Origin of the sequence: Aquirufa regiilacus, assembly GCF_032470275.1 — a bacterium.
GTDB lineage: Bacteria > Bacteroidota > Bacteroidia > Cytophagales > Spirosomataceae > Aquirufa > Aquirufa regiilacus.
This window is the reverse complement of record NZ_JAVNWW010000002.1, coordinates 251,245-271,827: the sequence shown is the minus strand read 5'-3', so window position 1 is coordinate 271,827 and position 20,583 is coordinate 251,245. Positions and strand designations below refer to the sequence as shown.

At 43.1% G+C, this 20,583-nt stretch carries 15 protein-coding genes; 12 read left to right on the top strand and 3 right to left on the bottom strand.

Going from position 1 to position 20,583, the window contains the following annotated elements:
- Nucleotides 1–88 precede the first annotated feature (88 nt).
- Together crtD and PQG45_RS07135 are read left to right on the top strand one after the other, a co-directional pair.
- Nucleotides 89–1,558, top strand: coding sequence for a 1-hydroxycarotenoid 3,4-desaturase CrtD (crtD, locus tag PQG45_RS07140; RefSeq protein WP_315574930.1), 1,470 nt, complete (start codon nt 89–91; stop codon nt 1,556–1,558).
- A 23-nt stretch (nt 1,559–1,581) separates the two neighbouring features.
- Nucleotides 1,582–2,055: a DUF4293 domain-containing protein gene (locus PQG45_RS07135; protein WP_315574928.1), complete on the top strand. Its 474-nt coding sequence runs from the start codon at nt 1,582–1,584 to the stop codon at nt 2,053–2,055.
- Between the two features lie 2 nt (nt 2,056–2,057).
- On the opposite strand, the gene PQG45_RS07130 is transcribed toward PQG45_RS07135, so the two are convergent.
- Nucleotides 2,058–3,026: a KpsF/GutQ family sugar-phosphate isomerase gene (locus PQG45_RS07130; protein WP_315574926.1), complete on the bottom strand. Its 969-nt coding sequence runs from the start codon at nt 3,024–3,026 to the stop codon at nt 2,058–2,060.
- 79 nt (nt 3,027–3,105) lie between these two features.
- On the opposite strand from PQG45_RS07130, the gene PQG45_RS07125 reads away from it, so the two are divergent.
- From PQG45_RS07125 to ribD, 9 genes are all read left to right on the top strand, one after another.
- Nucleotides 3,106–5,421 (top strand): RecQ family ATP-dependent DNA helicase, encoded by a 2,316-nt coding sequence (locus PQG45_RS07125; protein ID WP_315574924.1) that lies wholly within the window; start codon nt 3,106–3,108, stop codon nt 5,419–5,421.
- 8 nt (nt 5,422–5,429) lie between these two features.
- A complete protein-coding gene (gene purD, locus PQG45_RS07120) occupies nt 5,430–6,716 on the top strand; it encodes a phosphoribosylamine--glycine ligase (RefSeq protein ID WP_315574922.1) in 1,287 nt (428 codons plus the stop codon).
- 21 nt (nt 6,717–6,737) lie between these two features.
- Entirely contained in the window at nt 6,738–8,303 is a 1,566-nt protein-coding gene (gene ricT / locus PQG45_RS07115) for a PSP1 domain-containing protein (RefSeq protein WP_315574920.1), read from the top strand.
- Nucleotides 8,304–8,306: 3 nt separating this feature from the next.
- Entirely contained in the window at nt 8,307–8,795 is a 489-nt protein-coding gene (locus PQG45_RS07110) for a gliding motility lipoprotein GldH (protein ID WP_316070563.1), read from the top strand.
- Complete coding sequence (locus tag PQG45_RS07105) at nt 8,782–9,264, top strand: Lrp/AsnC family transcriptional regulator (protein ID WP_315574916.1); 483 nt, start codon at nt 8,782–8,784, stop codon at nt 9,262–9,264. Before PQG45_RS07110 ends, PQG45_RS07105 begins: the two co-directional genes overlap by 14 nt.
- 73 nt (nt 9,265–9,337) lie before the next feature.
- Entirely contained in the window at nt 9,338–10,432 is a 1,095-nt protein-coding gene (locus PQG45_RS07100; RefSeq protein ID WP_315574914.1) for an efflux RND transporter periplasmic adaptor subunit, read from the top strand.
- A 7-nt stretch (nt 10,433–10,439) separates the two neighbouring features.
- Nucleotides 10,440–11,459, top strand: coding sequence for a glycosyltransferase family 9 protein (locus tag PQG45_RS07095; RefSeq protein ID WP_316070562.1), 1,020 nt, complete (start codon nt 10,440–10,442; stop codon nt 11,457–11,459).
- Nucleotides 11,460–11,472: 13 nt separating this feature from the next.
- Entirely contained in the window at nt 11,473–14,547 is a 3,075-nt protein-coding gene (locus tag PQG45_RS07090; protein ID WP_315574909.1) for an efflux RND transporter permease subunit, read from the top strand.
- On the top strand, nt 14,537–15,568 hold the full coding sequence (ribD, locus tag PQG45_RS07085) for a bifunctional diaminohydroxyphosphoribosylaminopyrimidine deaminase/5-amino-6-(5-phosphoribosylamino)uracil reductase RibD (RefSeq protein ID WP_315574908.1): 1,032 nt from the start codon (nt 14,537–14,539) through the stop codon (nt 15,566–15,568). Before PQG45_RS07090 ends, ribD begins: the two co-directional genes overlap by 11 nt.
- On the opposite strand, the gene PQG45_RS07080 is transcribed toward ribD, so the two are convergent.
- Nucleotides 15,545–16,864: an Nramp family divalent metal transporter gene (locus PQG45_RS07080; RefSeq protein ID WP_316070561.1), complete on the bottom strand. Its 1,320-nt coding sequence runs from the start codon at nt 16,862–16,864 to the stop codon at nt 15,545–15,547. The two genes, ribD and PQG45_RS07080, sit on opposite strands and share 24 nt — an antisense overlap.
- Before the next feature lie 121 nt (nt 16,865–16,985).
- Here PQG45_RS07080 and PQG45_RS07075 point away from each other — a divergent pair, with 121 nt between their 5' ends.
- Entirely contained in the window at nt 16,986–17,648 is a 663-nt protein-coding gene (locus PQG45_RS07075) for a metal-dependent transcriptional regulator (protein WP_316070560.1), read from the top strand.
- Here PQG45_RS07075 and PQG45_RS07070 read toward each other — a convergent pair.
- Nucleotides 17,640–20,576: a DEAD/DEAH box helicase gene (locus PQG45_RS07070; protein ID WP_316070559.1), complete on the bottom strand. Its 2,937-nt coding sequence runs from the start codon at nt 20,574–20,576 to the stop codon at nt 17,640–17,642. The two genes, PQG45_RS07075 and PQG45_RS07070, sit on opposite strands and share 9 nt — an antisense overlap.
- Between the last annotated feature and the right edge of the window lie 7 nt (nt 20,577–20,583).

The window sequence follows — 20,583 nt, the reverse complement described above, 5'->3', positions numbered from 1 at the left end:
TCGTGCAAAATTACGGAAAAGAGTATGTAGTGTAAAACATTTACCTGTTTATTCTTATTTAGTTAATTTCACGGGAAATTAAATCAGCATGTCAACAGTCGGAATTGTCGGATCAGGTATAGGAGGAATTGCATTCGCGATTCGCATGCAAATAATGGGGCATGCGGTGACGGTCTTCGAAGCGAATGAACGTCCTGGCGGAAAGTTGGGCCTTTTGGCAATGCAAGGTTACCGCTTCGACACAGGCCCTTCCTTATTTACGATGCCGCAATTAGTGGATGAATTATTCCAACTTGCCGGAAAAAATCCCCGAGACTATTTTAATTACGAACGCTTACCTGAGATTTGCAGTTATTTTTGGGATGACCAAACACGCTTAAAAACACTTGAGGATCCGGGCGAAACAGCCTCTTTGATGGCTGAGGCATTACAAGAGGATGCAGCCACAATTTACCGTTACATTAAAGAGGCAGGCGAGAAATACAACATCGTAAGCGATTTATTCCTGGATGATTCCTTGCATAAATTGAGCACCTGGACAAGTAAAAAAGCGCTGCATGGCTATGCCAATTTGCATAAACTCGGGTTGTTTCAGACCATGCATCAGGCGCACAAATCGAAGTTCAAAAACCCGAAAACGGTGCAATTGTTCGATCGATATGCCACCTACAACGGCTCTGACCCCTATCAAACGCCGGCAACGCTTTCCATCATTCCACATTTAGAATATAATCTAGGCGCCTATTTTCCGAAAGGAGGCATGATTGAAATCCCGAATGCTTTAGTTCGATTAGCACAGGAACTAGGAGTTCAGTTCCGCTTGAACGAAGCCGTGGAGAAAATTCGCACACATGGCAATGTCGCAAACGGCATTCAAACTAAAATGGGGGTCTATGATTTTGATATCGTAGCAAGTAATGCAGACATTCGGCCGAGTTATAAGCAGTTATTGCCCGAAAACCTTCGGCCAAGCCATTTACTCAACCAACCTAAGTCAAGCTCGGGGATCATTTTTTATTGGGGAATCAATCGCGTATTTGAGGAATTAGGCGTTCATAACATCTTTTTTTCGAAGGATTATCGGGCTGAATTTGAGGCCATATTCAAGCAGGAAAATCTGTTTGATGACCCTACTGTCTACATACATATCTCAAGCAAAGTGGCAAAAGAGGATGCGCCAGATGGTTGTGAAAACTGGTTTGTGTTGATCAATGCCCCTGCAAATTCGGGCCAAGATTGGGATTCCCTCATACAATCATGTCGAACAAATGTCATCCAAAAAATCAATCGGGTACTTGGAATTAATTTGGAAGACCATATCGTCGTGGAAGATTATTTAGATCCGCGGCGCATTGAATCCCGAACTTCATCGGCTGGAGGCGCTCTGTATGGCAACTCTTCCAATAATAAATTTGCCGCGTTCTTGCGACATCCTAATTACCGTGCTGCGATTAAAAACATGTATTGGATTGGGGGGAGTGTTCATCCGGGTGGCGGAATTCCACTTTGCTTGAGTTCTGCAAAAATTGCCGTCAAGCTTTTTCAAGAAAATGCTTAATTTCGCATGAAAATTTTATAACCATGATTCAAAGACCACAAACAATCTTCTTAACGCTTGTTATTATTGCCAATTGCCTTGTCACATTAGGTTGGAGCATTTGGGCTAAAGTAGGCCAAGCTGGACAAAGAGCTGAATTATTTTTCAATGAATGGACGCTATCAGCTGGAGGCAAGACGACTTCCTCAAGCGCGATTGCCATCACGATATTATTGACCTTGTCGACCATCGTCACATTGGTAACGATTTTTTCTTTCAAAAATCGTATTCGTCAAATGATGCTTGGACTAATTAATTCTCTGTTGCTCGCTGGCGCAATGGGCTATGCCTTCTGGGTGATTTTCAAAGAAGCAATGCCGACATTCGAACCGGAGGCACAAGGAAAATACGGCTACGGATTCTATGCGATGGTTGTGGCATTATTGGCCAATATGATAGCAAATCGTTTGGTACGTAAAGACGAGATGTTAGTGCAGTCGTCGAACCGCATGCGCTAATTTTAAACGATTCCCTCTTTTAAAAGGTCGTGGAGATGAACAAATCCCACGGCCTTTTTATTTTCCGTCACGACCAATTGGGTAATATTCAAAGATTGCATGATGGCCAAAGCCTCCGTGGCAAAAGCATCTGCCTCGATTGTTTTCGGCGTGCGATTCATCATGTCGGCCAATTGAATTTCTGACCAATTCGAATGCTGCTCCAACATCCGACGAACATCTCCATCGGTAATAATACCAACAAGTTGATTATTTTCCCCTACAATCGCCGTGGCACCTAAGCGCTTCGAACTGATTTCGTGAATAGCCTCTTGAATACTTGCGGCAGGTGTGATGACTGGAAAATCGTGTTGGGGGTAAATATCACTTACTTTCAAGTACATGCGTTTGCCTAAGGCTCCACCAGGGTGGTATTTCGCAAAATCCTGGGCTGTGAAACCTTTGCACTCCAACAAACAAACCGCTAATGCATCACCGAGCGCTAACGCAACCGTGGTAGATGTTGTAGGCGCTAAATTCATCAAATCCGCCTCTTGTTCTGCCAACGCATGCAAGATAAAATCCGCTTGTTGGCCTAAATAGGACTGTTTATTCGAAACCATCGCAATCAAGGTAACCCCTGTTCGCTTGATCAGCGGAACCAAAACTTTAATCTCCGGTGTGTCCCCTGATTTGGAAATACAAATCACGGCATCTCCGTCTTGAATCATACCTAAATCTCCGTGAATAGCATCCGCTGCATGCATAAACAATGCGGGCGTTCCTGTCGAGTTCATCGTTGCCACAATCTTTTGGGCGATAATCGCCGACTTCCCGATACCGGTAAAGACGATGCGACCTTTGCTTGCCAATAAATGTTCGACACAAGCTTCGAATTCGGAATCAATTCCATCGCTTACACGAAGAATAGCCTCAGCTTCTTGGCTTAAAACTTTTTTTGCTGTGCTTTGGATATTTTTGCTTAATTTCAATGTTAGTAAGAATTTGGGGACCGACAAAGATAACCAATTCTTATGCAATAACTGAAACACTTACGCCACGATATAAATTATGCCGACTTCCATTTCTAGTGAGGTATTGAAGGAACAGCTCAAAAAAACCTTTGGCTTTAGCCAGTTCAGGGGTGAGCAAGAAGCAATCATTCGGAATACGATTGATGGCCGTAATAGTTTCGTATTAATGCCGACCGGTGCCGGCAAATCGCTTTGTTATCAATTACCTGCGATTGTGATGCCTGGGACAGCCATTGTGATTTCGCCATTAATTGCATTAATGAAGAATCAGGTGGACCAAATGCTAGCTTTTGGCATCAATGCACAGTTTTTAAACTCTTCGTTGAGTCGGGCGGAAATTAATCGCGTGAAAGCCGAGGTAATTAGCGGAAGCGTTAAATTACTCTACATCGCTCCTGAGTCACTGAATAAACAAGAGAATCTTAATTTCTTACAGCAAGCAAATATATCGTTCGTAGCCATCGATGAGGCACACTGTATCTCCGAATGGGGACATGATTTCCGTCCTGAGTACCGTAAAATTCGCAACATCATCGAATCGATTGATGCCAAATTGCCGATCATCGCCTTAACAGCGACTGCAACACCGAAAGTGCAGCAGGATATTCAGAAGACATTAAACTTAGAAGACGCGACCGTTTTCAAATCTTCCTTCAATCGGAAGAATTTGTATTACGAGATCCGTTCAAAGAAAGATATAGACAAGCAATTGATTCGCTACATAAAAAGCCACACAGGCAAGGCGGGGATTATTTATTGCTTAAGTAGAAAACGCGTAGAGGAAGTTTCAGAACTTTTAGGGGTCAATGGCATTAAAGCCCTTCCCTATCATGCAGGACTCGATCCACAAATACGCATGTCGAACCAAGAGGCGTTTTTGAATGAGGAGGTTGAGGTCATGGTTGCGACCATTGCGTTTGGGATGGGCATTGACAAACCAGACGTTCGTTTTGTTATTCACTACGATGCACCCAAATCCCTGGAAGGCTATTATCAAGAAACAGGGCGTGCTGGCCGTGATGGCTTGGATGGAACCTGCATCTTGTTCTACACCTACGATGATATTTTAAAATTAGACAAGTTCAATAAAGATAAAGCCGTTTCTGAGAAGGAAAACGCGAAGATTTTATTGAGCGAAATGGTCTATTATGCGAATTTGGGTGTGTGCCGAAGAAAGCAATTATTAAGCTATTTTGGCGAGCATATGGCAGACAACTGTGGCTTTTGCGACAATTGTATGCATCCAACGGCTACCTATAAAGCCGAGCAAGAGGTTTCTTTGGTATTAGAAGCGGTCAAACAAACCGGCGAAAAATTCGATGCAGAGCATATTGCAGATGTTTTGGAAGGCAAAACCAACCAATACACGCAAAGCTATGAACATGAAAAGCTCTCGGTATTCGGCAAAGGGAAAACCATTTCTTGGGCGATTTCAGATGAAGATGAGGATGATGACGAGGATGATGATGACACAGATGGCGAAGAGCAAGCACCTAAAAAGCAGAAGCTGCGTAAAAAGAAGAAAGAAGTAAATCCGGAGGATGAAAAATCACCTTGGATATCTTTCATCAAGCAGGTGCTGATTTATGATTTATTGACAAAAGACATCGAAAATTACGGTGTTCTACATTTGAGTGAAAAAGGAGAGGCTTTTTTAAAAGACTCGCATCCGTTAACCTTCTCGCGTGACCACGATTACGAGCAGGAAGCTATTACGGCAGAAAATGATGAAGAAAATGCGGCAATTGGAGCGAAAGCTTACGATGATGCATTATTTGAAATCTTAAAAAACCTGCGTAAAAAGGTAGCCAAGGAGAAAAACCTTCCTCCTTATGTCATTTTTCAGGATCCATCGTTGGAAGAAATGGCAACCACCTACCCGACTACGCAAGAAGAAATGGCGCAGATCAATGGCGTGGGGATGGGAAAAGTAGTCAAGTTTGGGAAGCAATTCTTGGATGTAATTATTCGATATGTAGAAGAAAATGAGATTGAGACAGCGAAGGAAGTCGTAGTTAAATCAACTGTCAATAAATCTAAAATCAAGATTTACATTATCCAGCAAGTGGACCGTAAAATCGATTTAGACTTAATTGCAGAGCAGAAAGAATTATCGATGACCGAGTTGATCGAGGAAATCGAAACGATCTGTTATTCGGGAACTAAATTGAATTTAGATTACTTTATTAACCAAGTAATCGAACCGGATAAGCAGGAAGAAATCTTCGATTATTTTATGTCGGCAGATACCGACAACATTGCACAGGCCTTAGATGAATGTAACATTGAGGATGTAAGTGAGGAAGAGTTGCGTTTAATGCGCATTAAGTTTTTGAGTGAATTAGCCAATTAATAAAACAGATGAATGTATTAATTATCGGGTCTGGGGGTCGTGAACATGCTTTTGCATGGAAAATAGCTCAAAGCCCACAACTAAGTAGTTTATTTATTGCCCCAGGTAATCCTGGGACAGCGCGTATAGGTACGAATTTAGCCATCGGAGTAGCTGATTTAGCCGGAATAACACAAGCCATTCGGGAACATCAAATTGATTTAGTCGTTGTTGGGCCAGAGGAGCCCTTGGTCAAAGGTGTTCGAGATTACATTGAGTCACAAGATGATTTAAAGCATGTAGGAATCGTCGGTCCTGGAGCGGAAGGAGCACAATTAGAAGGAAGTAAAGATTTCTCTAAAAACTTCATGCATCGCCATGGAGTACCGACGGCGGCATCGCAAACCTTTACGAAGGAGAGCATTGAAGCAGGATTAGCCTATTTAGACACACAATCCTTACCCATTGTCTTGAAGGCAGATGGCTTAGCAGCAGGAAAAGGCGTGATCATCGCATTAACGTTGGAAGAAGCGAAGGCATCCTTACGGGAAATGCTTTTGGACTCGAAATTTGGTGCGGCGTCAGACAAGGTCGTGATTGAACAATTTTTACGCGGAATAGAACTATCTGTTTTCGTATTAACAGATGGTGAAAACTATGTTGTCTTGCCAGAGGCAAAAGATTATAAGCGTATTGGCGACAACGATGAAGGACTGAATACGGGCGGTATGGGGGCTGTTTCCCCTGTCCCATTCGCGACGGCATCCTTTATGGAACATGTGGATAGCAAGGTGATTAAACCGACATTAGCCGGACTAAAGGCTGATGGAATTAAATACCAAGGATTTATCTTCATCGGTTTAATGAACCATGAGGGAGAACCATATGTCATTGAATACAATGCCCGTATGGGAGACCCTGAAACGGAAGTTGTGTTACCTAGAATCGAATCAGATTTCTTATCTTTGCTTCTTGCGGCTGCCAAAGGCACATTGGACAAAGAAAAAATTGAAATCTCTGAACAATATGCTGTGACAACGATGGTTGTCGCAGGTGGTTACCCGGAAGATTACCGAAAAGGGGATGTCATTACGGGATTAGATCAGGTGACTGAGGCGCACATTTTCCAAGCTGGGACGCGTGAAGAAGCAGGTCAATTGGTAACAAGTGGCGGTCGAGTGATCGCATTAACAGGAACTTCGAATACCCTGGAAAGAGCAATTCAAAAGTCTCAAAAGGCAGCGCTTGCGATCCAGTTCGAAGGTAAAAATTTTAGAAGAGATATTGGCTTAGACGTTCTCCGGTATAAAGGATAATTTGCCAATCAAGCATATATTATGGCATGTAAATCGTGTTCAACAGGATCTTGTGGATCCAAAAGCGTAACGGGCGAAGTGGCAGGATGTCAAAGCAACGGAGGTTGTGGCTCAGGTGGCTGCAACAAAATGAATGTCTTTGATTGGCTTTCCGACTTGGATGTGCCACAATTCCAGCGTTTCCACGTCGTTGAAATCAAATTCAAGGGTGGACGTAAAGAATACTTCCGCAACTCAAATAAACTTGAACTACACACAGGTGATGCTGTGATGATTGAATCGAGCACAGGTATTCACCTAGGGGTAGTCTCGCTTCAAGGCGAATTGGTCCGCTTGCAATTATTAAAAAAGAGCATCAAGGATGATGACAATTTAAAGTCCATCGTTCGCATTGCGACAGATAAAGACTTAGAAAAGCATGAGCAAATGATTGCACGCGATATGCCGACCATGTATCGTGGACGTCAAATCATTGGTGATTTAAAGCTTAATATGAAATTATCTGATGTGGAGTTTCAATCAGATGGAACAAAGGCTGTTTTTTACTATTCGTCAGATGACCGCGTTGATTTTCGTGAATTGATCAAACTTTTAGCGACTGAGTTCAAAGTGCGTGTGGAAATGAAGCAAATTTCCTTGCGTCAAGAAGCAGGTCGTTTAGGTGGAATCGGAGTTTGTGGACGCGAATTATGTTGTTCTACTTGGTTAACGGATTTCAAAAACGTAACCACATCTGCTGCACGTTATCAAAATTTATCGTTGAACCCAGTCAAATTAAGTGGCCAATGTGGTCGATTGAAATGCTGCTTAAACTATGAATTAGAAACGTATATGGATGCCCTAAAAGGCATCCCGACGATCGAAGGCCGACTAAAAACGAAGAAAGGCGACGCGATTCTTCAGAAGACTGACATTTTCAAACGCATGATGTGGTTTGGTATTGTGGGTGAAGAAGCGATTTGGATACCCGTAAGCTGTGACCGTGTAGCTGAAATTATTGAGTTAAATAAACAAGGAATTATTCCAGAATCCTTCTCGGATTTAAATCCAGATGCACCAGTAGTTGAAAAGCCATCACTTTCCGAATTAAATTCTGATTTGGAGCGTATGGACAAGAAATATGGTGGAAAGAAACCGGCCAACAAACCAGGGAATAACCGAGGAGGCCGTGACCGTTTCGAAAACCGTGGACCACGTGAAAACCGTGGACCGAGACCAGATGGTCGCGATAATCCACGCGGACCTCGACCAGAGAATCGTGGGCCAAAACCCGCAACACCCGGAAATGAAGGTGATGCAAACCGTGGACCGAGACCTGAAGGTCGCGATAATCCACGCGGACCTCGACCAGATAATCGTGGGCCAAAACCCGCAACGCCCGGAAATGAAGGTGATGCAAACCGAGGACCAAGACCACAACAGGAACGTAAACCTAGACCGGAACAAGTACCTAAGCCAGAAGGCGTAGCACCCGGTGTAGACGGAGAAAACGCAACACCGAAACCGTTTAAAAAGAAGTTTAAGAAGAAATTCAAACCACGCCCACCGCGTGAGGGAGGTTCTTCTGAGGCCCCTGCAGCTCAATAAGCTATGTATATAAAGCGCATTATCCTTTTCATGATGGTCTTGTTCGCTTTTGCTTGCCAAAACGACACCTTGGTTGACCAAACCGTCTCCTTGTCGGAACACGGTTGGCTACAAAAAAACAAAATCGTCATTGATTTTCAGGTGACTGATACAAGTAAAGCATACGATGTTCGGGTTGCATTGCGGCAGTCAATCGAATACCCGTATTACAATTTGTATTTCGTTCCTAAAGTCGTCAATCCAGAAGGGAAAGTCATTAAACGTGCTTTTGCGGAGGCATTTCTGTATGACGCAAAGACAGGAAAACCGAAAGGAAGCGGATTAGGCGATATGTACAGCCATCAATATACGATTTTCAAAGGGCTGCACTTCACCCGATTAGGCAAGCACCAAGTTAGCTTGGAACAATACATGCGGACAGATACGCTGAAGGGAATCATTTCAGCAGGCGCGTCCATCATTGAAACCACAGCAAACGATGGCCAAAATTGACGATATTGATAAGCAAATTCTAGCCTTCTTGCATGAAGACGCATTCATGTCCAATAAGGAAATGGCCTCCAGGCTTGGATTAAGTGCAACCCCCGTTCATGAGCGAATTAAGCGCATGGAAAAAGAAGGTGTCATTACCGGGTACAAAGCTACAATCAACCCGAATAAACTCGGCAAATCCTTAACCGTTTTCTGTGATATTTCACTCAAAGAACATGCCGCGGAATATTTAAATCAATTCGAAACCGATGTCATGTCGCTCATAGAAGTCCAAGAATGCTATTGCGTCTCCGGACACAGTGACTTTCTTTTAAAGATTGTCGTTTCAGATATGGATGAATACCGCAATTTTATCTTGCATAAATTAGCTAGCATCAAAAATATCGGAAATGCCCAGAGCCACTTTGTGATGAATCAAATTCAAAACGAACAAATTTTACCCTGGTTAACCAATAAAACAGCCCAATAAACCTACAATTTAGGACAGCCAATCGTAGGAAAATAGGTAATTTGACTTTCCTCCTAAACCGACTATAAAAACTATGAATAAAGTAACCAAAACCATCGTCTCGCTTGCATCCATTGCCTTAATCCTTGGACTCGCATTTTACCCGAAAATCAAACAAGCTATTTCAAAAAATCCTGAGGAGGATGCCAAAAAGGAGAAAGGCGGCCCAGGAGGAAAAGGTGGCGGAAAAACAGCTGTTGTTGTCTCTGTCGTTAAATCAACGCGCCTAGATGACATGGTGAATTCGACGGGAAGTATTTTGGCCAACGAAGAAGTTGAGGTTCGTTCTGAAATCGCAGGCCGGATCATTCTATTGAATATCAAGGAAGGCGATGTGGTACAGAAAGGAACCGTCCTTTTCCGCATTAATGATGATGATTTACAAGCACGTTTGCGCAAATTAGGCTTCAACAAAAAGCTAGCAGAAGACAATGAAGCGCGTCAAAAAATCTTATTACAAAAAGAGGCCATCTCGCAACGAGAATATGACATTGCAGTAAATTCAGTCAATACCATCGAGGCGGACATCGAAGATTTGAGAGCTCAAATCATCAAGACAACCGTGAAAGCTCCATTCGCAGGAACCATTGGTTTCCGCTATGTTAGCTTAGGAAGTTATATTTCCCCAACGACGAAAATCGCAACCTTAACAAATACAAACCCGGCCAAGATTGAATTCTCCATTCCGGCAAAATATGCGACGGCAATCCGTAAAGGAAGCACCGTTGAGTTTCAAACTGAAAATGAAGACAAAACCTTTATAGGTAAAGTATATGCGATTGACCCGAAAATTGATCCATTAACGAGAACATTGCAAATCCGTGCTCTAGCAGCAAATCCAGGCAACCAATTAGTTCCAGGGGCTTTTGCTAAAGTTAATTTGATTTTAAAATCGAAGGGGAGCGCAATTCTTATCCCCACAGAAGCTGTCATTCCTGAGGCATCTGGAAACAAAGTATTTATCGTGAAGCAAGGAAAATCGGTTCCGGTGAAAGTGAAACTTGGTAATCGCGGCGAGAAGAATGTTGAGATTTTATCTGGACTATCCATCGGCGACACCCTTATTACCAATGGGGTTATCCAAGTTAAACCAGACGGTGAAGTGGAAATCAAAGAAGTTGTAGAATAAAGGATTTATGGCGTCCATCTATGCGAGTCGGTCCTTATGGGAATACAAATTTCGAAAACTAAGCTATTGGTTTTCGGCGTGTATTTCCTATGCCCAACTTTACCTTAGCATACGCCTTGCTCGTATTTCTAAACCTGTTGTCGGCATATTACTAGCCGAACACTTGGGTGATATTGTTGCTGCAGAGCCCATTATCGATGCGCTACGGACAAAACATCCAAACGCGCGAATCGTGTGGATTGTAAAAGATTTGTACAAAGGCCTTTTGGAAAATCATCCACACCTTGACCAGGTATTGACAGAAAATTCAGTTTTGGCTAGCACGTGGTTAAGCAAGCGTTCCCCATTCTCGCATTTCTATAATTTACACATGAATGATTTGCGATTTGACCCTTATTTTAATCGCGTATTGTTCAATGCGCAGGCAGAAAAAATAGGGTTAAACAAATACAATTATTACCAGCGGGGTAATCTCTTGAAGGGAATTTACGACCTGTGCGATATCCCCTATTTAGATTCAAAGCAGCCAAAACTATATTTAGATCATGCTAAGAAGTTTGACTTACCCTCGAAATATTGGGTAATTCATCGGAAATCGAATGGCGCCGACCGTGAATGGCAAGATCAACATTGGATAGCCCTGATTAATCAAGCGCTAGAAACCTATGGCATTTCGATTGTGGAAGTAGGCGCTTCAGAAGGCTTAACTCTTTCAGATCCGAAATTCATCTCGATGGTTGGGAAGACAAGTGTGGTTGACATGGCTCACATCATTTCAGGTGCTCAGTTATTTATCGGCATCGATTCGGGTCCCGCGCACATGGCAAATGCCTTTGAAATTCCGGGCCTGCTATTGCTCGGCGAATATAAAAACTTTAAAAACCACATGCCTTACTCAGGATCCTACGAACAAGGTCGCGCGATGATTTACCATAATCCAGATGGTTCGTCGGCTGAAATTCCATTGGAAACCGTTTGGCACCAACTAAGTAAATTAATACCAATTCCAGCAACGCAATTGGCCTAAACCTATTCAACCTATGGCATCCTTATCAGACATCAGCATTAAACGACCCGTACTTTCCATTGTCATGTCCGTGACGATTATCGTATTTGGTTTAATTGGCTACTCCTACCTAGGAATTCGCGAATACCCGTCGGTTGACCCACCCGTCGTTACCGTCCAAACAAGTTATACGGGTGCTAACGCTGACATCATCGAATCGCAGATTACCGAGCCACTCGAGGAATCCATCAACGGCATCGCGGGAATTAAAACGCTTTCAAGCTCGAGTCGGGATGGTCGTTCGAACATCACCGTTGAATTTGATTTAGCAGTCAACATTGAAGATGCGGCGAATGACGTACGTGACCGCGTTTCACGCTCCATGGCCTTATTGCCCAAAGATGTAGATCCGCCGGTCGTTTCCAAGGCTGATGCAGACTCCAACCCAATCTATAACTTGAACATCTATTCCAACACACGTGATTTGTTGAGCTTAAATGAAATCGCAACACGAAATGTGAAGGAAAAGCTTCAAACCATTCCAGGTGTCAGTTCCGTGCAAATGTGGGGCGAGAAGAAATATGCAATGCGATTGCACATTGACCCAGAGCGTTTGGCATCCTTCCGATTAACGGCACCTGACATCGTTAATGCGTTAACGAAACAAAACATCGAGTTGCCATCCGGAAGTATTGAAGGAAATAACACCGAATTGACAGTTCGTACGCAAGGGCGTATGACTTCGGTAGAGGACTTTAATAACTTAATTATCCGCGAAGAGGGCGACCGCTCAGTTAAATTTTCAGATGTAGGTAATGCAGAGCTCGCACCAGAAAACGAAAAAACGTTCTTTAAGCGTGACATGGTTCCGATGATTTCCATCGCGGTAGTTCCTCAACCGGGATCTAACCAAATAGAGATTGTCGATCAAATTCATAAAAAATTAGTACAAATTCAGTCGACAATTCCTGGTGATGTTATCCTGAAAGAAGGATTTGATAACACAAAATACGTTCGCAAATCCATTGAAGAAGTTGAGGAAACAATCTTAACTGCCATATTATTGGTAACGATTGTCATCTTCTTGTTCTTGCGTGATTGGCGTTCTACCATCATTCCCTTAACAGCAATTCCTGTTTCCTTGATTGGCGTGTTCTTCTTTATGTATTTGGCGGGATTCTCCATCAACGTATTAACCTTGTTGGGAATTGTCCTCTCCATTGGCCTAGTCGTGGATGATGCCATTGTTGTACTAGAAAATATCTATACCAAAATCGAAGAGGGTCTTACACCCTGGGAAGCAGCTTTGGCAGGATCAAAAGAAATCTACTTTGCTGTTATTTCAACGACTGTTACACTTGCGGCGGTATTTTTACCTGTCATTTTCTTGCAAGGCATCACCGGGCAATTATTCCGTGAATTCGGAATTGTGGTGGCAGGTTCTGTTATCATCTCAGCCTTTGTATCGCTGACGCTAACTCCTATGTTGAGTTCGAAACTTCTTAAAGGGGGACATTCGAAGCCTTGGTTTTACAATGTAACAGAACCCTTTTTCGTTTGGTTAACTAGTGCCTATGAAAATTCGTTGCAATCCTTCTTGAAAATTCGTTGGGTTGCCTGGGTCATTATGATTAGCCTTGTGGGAGTGATTTATGGTTTATTCAAAACGGGTGCAATCCCGTCGGAATTAGCGCCACTGGAAGACCGAGGCCAATTGCGAATTAGTGCGACCGCACCGGAAGGCGCAACCTTCGATTACATGTTAAATTTTACGGATGAATTCACCGAATTCATCATGAAAGATATTCCCGCGGCGGAACGAAGTGCGATTTACACGATTACATCCCCAGGCTTTGGGAATGCAGGTTCGAACTCAGGAATGATTCGCGTATTATTGAGTGATTCGAATACGCGCAGGAGCCAACAAGCCATTGTGGATGCGCTTCAACCGAAGGTCAAAAAATTCTCTGGGGCGAAATCAATTGTGATTCAGGAGCCTACTTTACAAACGGGTCAGCGCGGTGGCGGTGGTTTGCCTGTCGCCTTTGTTATCCAGGCCCCCAACTTCGAAAAATTAAAGAAAATGATGCCGCAGTTTATGGCAAAAGTGCGTGATTCGCCAAAATTCGAGGTTTCTGATATCAATTTAAAATTCACGAAGCCGGAATTGCGTTTGGAAATTGATCGCGCAAAAGCACAGAACCTTGGCGTATCCATTCAGGATGTTGCGCAAACCCTGCAGTTGGGTCTTTCAGGTAGACGTTTCGGGTACTTCATTATGGATGGTAAGCAATACCAGGTCATTGGTCAAATCAATCGCTCTCTTCGTAATGATGTGAATGACTTAAAATCCCTTTATGTTAAAAACAACCGTGGCGATTTAATCCAATTAGACAACATGGTTAAGATTACGGAGCAAAGTACACCGCCGCAATTATTCCGTTTCAACCGCTATTCAGCGGCAACCGTAACGGCTCAGATGGCAAAGGGAGTTACTTTGGGAGAAGCCTTGGATGAAATGGATAAATTAGCGAAAGAGACCTTTGATGAAACATTCTCTACCGCTTATGATGGCCAAAGTAAACAATTTAAAGAATCCAGTTCTTCTTTATTATTCGCATTTGCCTTGGCGATCTTATTGATTTACTTAATTCTTTCCGCGCAATTTGAGAGCTTTATTGATCCCTTTATTATCTTATTTACGGTGCCTTTGGCAGTGGCAGGGGCCCTATTATCTTTATGGGATTTTAGCCAAACCTTAAACATTTTCTCGCAAATCGGGATCATTGTATTGATTGGACTCGTAACCAAAAATGGTATCCTAATTGTCGAATTTGCCAACCAAAAGAAAGAAACAGGGTTGTCAAAACTAGAAGCCGTAAAATCAGCCGCAACAGCTCGTTTTAGACCGATTATCATGACATCCTTGTGTACGATTTTAGGTATTTTACCGATTGCCTTAGCACTAGGATCGGGCTCAACGAGCCGTGTTTCCATGGGTATCGCTGTTGTGGGAGGTATGTTATTCTCCACAACATTAACGCTCTATGTCATCCCTGCGATATATAGCTACATGTCGCGTAATCTAAAAAAGACACATGTTGACTGATGAAATTTGGATGCAACGAGCCCTCGACCTGGCACAACTGGGTGGAGGCTTTGTTGTTCCTAATCCTTGGGTAGGTTGTGTCGTTGTTCGGGATGGGATTATGTTAGGGGAAGGGTATCATGCCCACTATGGTGGACCCCATGCGGAAGTTCGGGCATTTGAGGGCATACAAGATGCGAGCGGGTCAACGGCTTATGTAAGCCTAGAACCTTGCAGCCATACGGGCAAAACACCTCCCTGCGCAAACCTCCTCATTAAGCACCAAGTTCAACGGGTTGTCATCTGTAATTTAGACCCTAATCCACTGGTAGCGGGTCAAGGAGTCGCCAAATTACAAGCGGCAGGAATAGACGTGCAAATAGGTGTCTTGTCGGAAAAAGGAGAACTGATTAATCGGCGCTTTTTCTATTATCATCGAAATCAAAGATCCTACATTACGGTCAAGTACGCATCTTCCGCTGACCAGTTTATCGCACATTCAAATGGACATGCACAGGTGTTTTCAAATGCGATAAGTCACCAACTCGTACATCGCTTACGCGCAGAACATCAGGCCATATTGGTAGGCGTGAATACCGCAAATGCGGACAATCCAAGCCTAACAACGCGTTCATGGCCAGGGAACTCGCCCCTACGATTCGTCCTAGATCCTCAAGCACGCATGGATGACAACTTAGTCTTGTTACAAGATGAATTCCCAACATACATTTTCACCTATTCGGTGACCAAATCAGTAGGAAATAAACAGTGGATTGCGTTAGGATCAGTAGACTATTTAAAAACGTTCATGACCTATTGCCAAGAAAATTCCATCCAATCCATTTTGATCGAAGGCGGGGCAAGAACCATTGAAACTTTTATGCAGGAAATAGAAGTTCAAGAAATCATTCACATTGAATCCAACGAAGCATTAGATTCCGGAATTGCAGCCCCACATATCGATGAAAGCTATGCAAAGAAATACAGCGTAGGTTCTAATAACAGCTGGAGAATTCAATTAGGCAAAGAAAATTTGGCCTAATAAATAGCAGTTCAACGAGAGGATAATGGCTGAAACGGACCAAGCAAACCAAGTCATCCAAGTTGGATTAACAAATTTCCCCATCCGTTTTGCATCACTTGTAAACCAAACCAACGGAATTACAGCAAAGCTCAATTGCATCGAAAGGATTACCTGAGAAAGGATCAACAACTCATTGATATGCGATTCCCCCCAGAGCCAGGTAACAAAAAAAGCAGGCACGATGGCAATCAGCCGGGTAATAAGTCGGCGAAGGTAAGGTTTCAATTTCAAATCGATAAAGCCTTCCATGACGATTTGGCCAGCGAGCGTACCTGTAACCGTGGCATTTTGGCCCGAGGCTAATAGGGCGACAGCAAATAAAATACTGGCCCATTTTGTTCCCATAACAGGATCAAGCAATAAAAAAGCATCTTGTATATCAGCCACATCTTTCCGGCCATTCCAATGAAAAGCCGCAGCGGCCAAAATCAAGATACTCGCATTAATAAAGAAGGCAAAGCTTAAGGAAATCGTGGAGTCCCACGTCGCATATTTAATTGCTTTTGTACGGTCTATGTCATTCTGCTCAAAGGCACGTGTTTGTACAATACTTGAATGCAAATACAAATTATGTGGCATCACCGTAGCACCTAAAATCCCGATTGCCACGTACAATTGATGCTCATCCATGATGATACTCGTACTCGGAACCAAGCCGTGTAATACTTGCGAAACGACAGGTTCGGCCACCCACATTTCATAGCCAAAGCAAAGGGTAATAACGGCTAGCAAGGCCATAACAATGGACTCAAGCACCCTAAATCCACGATTCTGAAAGTAAAGAATCAGGAAAACATCCAATATGGTGATGAGAATACCCGCCAAAATAGGGATATTAAAGAGTAAATGGAGCGCAAGTGCCGAGCCGATTACCTCGGCTAGATCGCAGGCAGCAATGGCCAACTCACAGATTATCCAAAGAAAATAGGCTACGGGTTTCGAAAAAGAATCTCCGCAGGCTTGCGCCAAATCGCGGCCCGTTGCAACGCCCAGCTTCAAGGCTAAATGTTGCAATAGAATGGCAAAAAGGCTCGAAATGAGAATGACAGATAATAATGTATACCCAAATTGCGCACCCCCAGCGAGATCAGTCGCCCAATTCCCCGGATCCATATAACCCACAGCCACCATAAAACCAGGGCCAATGAATGCCCGCAGGTTTCGCCAGAAACCCCCTCCTTTCGGAATTGGAATGGAAGCAAACACCTCGCTAAGTGAATTTTCCTGATGAGATTTACGCCAATGTTGGGACATCGAATTGAGATTAACACCCAAATATACAAGAATTATGATGATTCAAAAATATTTTTTAGTTGAGCCTAAAAAATAAATTAACACAAATAAATTCTTACTTTTGAATTCAAAATGTCACAAGATGTCAACATCATTTGCAGAGGAAAATTATTTAAAAATCATTTACCGTCTTTCGGAAGGGCATGATGATGATATCTCGACCAATGCTGTTGCCGAACTAACCCAAACCAAGGCCGCTTCGGTAACCGATATGTTGCGCAAGCTTGCTGAAAAAGGCTGGGTTCATTATCAGAAATACCAAGGTGTTCGCTTGAGTCCTGAGGGAGAAAAAATTGCGCTGGGAATTGTCCGTAAACATCGCCTTTGGGAGGTTTTTCTCGTTGAAAAAATGGGCTTTAACTGGGACGAAGTACACGAAATTGCAGAACAACTCGAACACATCGAATCTGATTCCCTTATCGAAAAATTAGATGCCTTTCTAGAATACCCCAAAACTGATCCGCACGGCGATCCGATTCCAACCAAAAATGGGGTAATGCCTGAATTAGGCTATTTACATCTTTCGGATATTAAAGCGGGAAAGCGTTGCGTGCTGATGGGTGTGGCGAAGGATTCGGCAGTATTTCTTCAACTATTGACCAAAATGCAATTGAGTCTTGGCTCCGCATTATATGTACAGGAGGTTAACGCGTTTGATCGTTCGATTTCCGTATCGATTGATAATGCCCCTGCTGCATTCATTAGCCATGAAGTGGCTAAGAATATCTTAGTCAAATTAGCTTAATAAATCCAAGACTTCGTCTTCACTTAAATTACGCAGGATACTTTCATCTGACGTAACTAATTCATTAGCTAGGTCTAATTTACGCTGTTGCAAGGATAGAATTTTCTCTTCAACGGTCTCTTTGGAAATGAACTTATAGGTAAACACGGTTTTCTTTTGACCAATCCGGTGTGCCCGGTCAATGGCCTGCGCCTCCGCTGCCGGATTCCACCACGGATCCAACAAAAAGACGTAATCCGCTGCCGTTAAATTCAAGCCGACACCACCCGCTTTCAAGGAAATTAAGAATACCGACTGCCCATCATCCTTTTGGAAACTTTCCACCTGTCCTTTACGATCAGATGTACTTCCATCCAGATAAGCATAATCAATTCCGCGTTCATCCAAGGCCTTACGAATCAAGCCCAAATGTTGAACAAACTGGCTAAATATTAAGACCTTGTGATGTTGTTCAAGTACCGTTTCCAATTTCTCTAAAACAGCCTCCATTTTACCGGAATCACCTTCGTAACCCTCTTCACAAAGGGCGGGATGGTTTGCCAACTGCCGTAATTTAGTCAAACCTTGCAAGACAGAGAATCTCGATTTCTGTAAACCTTCATCCTTGATTTGTTTCAATAAGACATCCCGGTAGAAGGACTTCGTTTTATCGTATAAACGTTCCTGTTCATCGGACATCGAACAATAAGTGATGGACTCCATTTTTTCAGGTAAATCCGCCGCCACTTGTCTTTTTTCACGACGCAATAAATAGGGCTTGATTAAGAAGTAAAGACGCTTTTTCTGATCTCCATCCGCTTTCTTCTCGATAGGAATTTGGAAGTGATCTTTGAAATAACGCTGCGTTCCAAGTAAACCCGTATTCACAAAATTCATTTGTGACCACAAGTCCATGGTAGAGTTTTCCAGCGGCGTACCCGTCATAACCAAACGGAACTTCGCATTCAATTTTTGAACGGCCTTTGTGATATTGGCTAATGGATTCTTGATTGCCTGCGACTCATCTAAAATCACATAACTAAAGGCTTGTTTCTCGAACCAATCGATATCTGAACGAACCATTCCAAAGGAACAAAGGATCAAATCAACTTTACCGATTTGCGCTTGTAATTTCTCACGCTGCGGCCCGCTGTATAACAATACACGCAATTGAGGCGTGAACTTTTTCGCCTCCATCTCCCAGTTATACAACAAGGAGGTCGGCATGACTAATAAAGATGGCAAGGTCTCGCCCTGCTCTTTTAAGCTCTGTAATAGGCAAAGCGTCTGAACAGTTTTACCAAGACCCATATCGTCCGCTAAACAAGCTCCTAGGCCCGCTGCTTGACGCGTTCGCATCCAGCGATAACCTTCCAACTGGTAAGGACGCAAAGTCCCTTTGAAATTTTTCGGAACGGGGAATTCTTTGGTTTCGAGTTTAAGATCATTCAGCGTTTTGGTACGCAAATTGGTTTTAACTAATTCCTGATTTTCCCACTCCTGAATCAATTGAAAGTGTTGGCGTCTTAAGAAGACTCCTTCTTCACCTGGGCGAGTTTCGGAGAAATAGAAAAGATCTTGGTAATCGTGGAACCAGTTATCTGGGATGATGGCAATGGACCCATCAGGAAGATGGAATTCTTTCTTTTTCTGTAAAATCAATTGGCGAATTTTCAAGAAAGGAATTTGGAATGTACCAAACGAAATCACCGCCTGCACATCGAACCAATCCAGTTTTTCACCAATACGAATCTTTATTTCAGGCTTTCCTAAGAAATACCGCGGTGCAGATCCGTCCCCTTTAAACTGGACAGAGAAAGCTCCCTGATCTAAATCTTGTTTATGCGCAGTGAGCCATTGAACCGCATCAGAACGCGAAATCGTGGCACGGCCATCAGCCTCCATGGGTAAACCCATTGTCTTCAACGCTTGAAAAGCACGCTTCTCCTTCGTCAGTGAACGCATGATTTTTTGGAAGGCATAACTGTCCCCCTTCTTTTCGAAAAGGACGTTAGCTTCCGCCGACAACCCATCCCAAGGGAAGCGGTTATTTCCGTATTGAAAGGAAAGTACAAATTGCCACTTATCCGCAGCTTCCAAGGCTTTTTTGGATGAAACCTTTTCATCTTCATCTAGCTTTGGGGTTATCGGACCATAAGACAACAAATACTGGCAATTTTTCTCCGTATTCGTGATTTCAAATCCTTTGGCATGCACAGGATAACGTGCCACCATGGCTTTAACGAACTTACGGAAGTAATCTTCCTCCATGTTTCGTGGAATGACCACGAATTTTTTATTCAAAAAGGCACGCAATTTCTTCCCCTCTAACTGAGGTTTGAAATGGTAAAGCTTCTGATTCAGCAACATCCACGCGGGTTCATCACACAGAATGAGTGCGTCTTTGTATTGGAATTCAAGCTTATTGCCTTTGTATTTTAGGGTTGGGAAGTAATGCGTATTCTCCTCGTTCCGCATAAAATGGAAAAGCACCTCGACCGCTTCGGCTTGAATCTCGACAGTTTGACGCATCGGATTACCATCATTTCCCATGATGAAAAGCGTCTTATCAGGACAAATCAATTCGAAAATCTGTGCACGGCGTTTTTCAACTACGGCATGAACGGCTTCCTGAATCTCCTTCTCCCCTTTTTCTACATCAAAGGTTTTCAAGAAGAACTCCTCCATCGTTTTACGCTTGGAGGTATTGAACTTTTCGAAAATCGCGGCAGGCTTCATGCCCTCAACCAATTTCACTGCTGCCTCATCTCGCTCATCCAAGCCATGTGCAAACTCATGAAAATTACGTGTTGTTAATGTTTGATACTCCCAAGTCAATTGCCCTTTGTCATTCAATTGAACAACAAAAACCTCGAACAAATAACCGAGGCATTCGTGAGACAATAAGGAATAAACAACCTGAAAAGGTTTGTTTGGAGAGATCTTCATGTAGCTA

Bases quoted from the DNA above. Each gene is read 5' to 3' on its own strand.
- ribD (WP_315574908.1), top strand. From the start codon at position 14,537: ATGTTGACTGATGAAATTTGGATGCAACGAGCCCTCGACCTGGCACAA.
- PQG45_RS07080 (WP_316070561.1), bottom strand. From the start codon at position 16,864: ATGTCCCAACATTGGCGTAAATCTCATCAGGAAAATTCACTTAGCGAG.
- PQG45_RS07105 (WP_315574916.1), top strand. From the start codon at position 8,782: ATGGCCAAAATTGACGATATTGATAAGCAAATTCTAGCCTTCTTGCAT.
- PQG45_RS07095 (WP_316070562.1), top strand. From the start codon at position 10,440: ATGGCGTCCATCTATGCGAGTCGGTCCTTATGGGAATACAAATTTCGA.
- PQG45_RS07070 (WP_316070559.1), bottom strand. From the start codon at position 20,576: ATGAAGATCTCTCCAAACAAACCTTTTCAGGTTGTTTATTCCTTATTG.
- PQG45_RS07125 (WP_315574924.1), top strand. From the start codon at position 3,106: ATGCCGACTTCCATTTCTAGTGAGGTATTGAAGGAACAGCTCAAAAAA.
- PQG45_RS07110 (WP_316070563.1), top strand. From the start codon at position 8,307: ATGTATATAAAGCGCATTATCCTTTTCATGATGGTCTTGTTCGCTTTT.
- PQG45_RS07090 (WP_315574909.1), top strand. From the start codon at position 11,473: ATGGCATCCTTATCAGACATCAGCATTAAACGACCCGTACTTTCCATT.
- PQG45_RS07075 (WP_316070560.1), top strand. From the start codon at position 16,986: ATGTCAACATCATTTGCAGAGGAAAATTATTTAAAAATCATTTACCGT.
- ricT (WP_315574920.1), top strand. From the start codon at position 6,738: ATGGCATGTAAATCGTGTTCAACAGGATCTTGTGGATCCAAAAGCGTA.
- PQG45_RS07135 (WP_315574928.1), top strand. From the start codon at position 1,582: ATGATTCAAAGACCACAAACAATCTTCTTAACGCTTGTTATTATTGCC.
- PQG45_RS07100 (WP_315574914.1), top strand. From the start codon at position 9,338: ATGAATAAAGTAACCAAAACCATCGTCTCGCTTGCATCCATTGCCTTA.
- crtD (WP_315574930.1), top strand. From the start codon at position 89: ATGTCAACAGTCGGAATTGTCGGATCAGGTATAGGAGGAATTGCATTC.
- purD (WP_315574922.1), top strand. From the start codon at position 5,430: ATGAATGTATTAATTATCGGGTCTGGGGGTCGTGAACATGCTTTTGCA.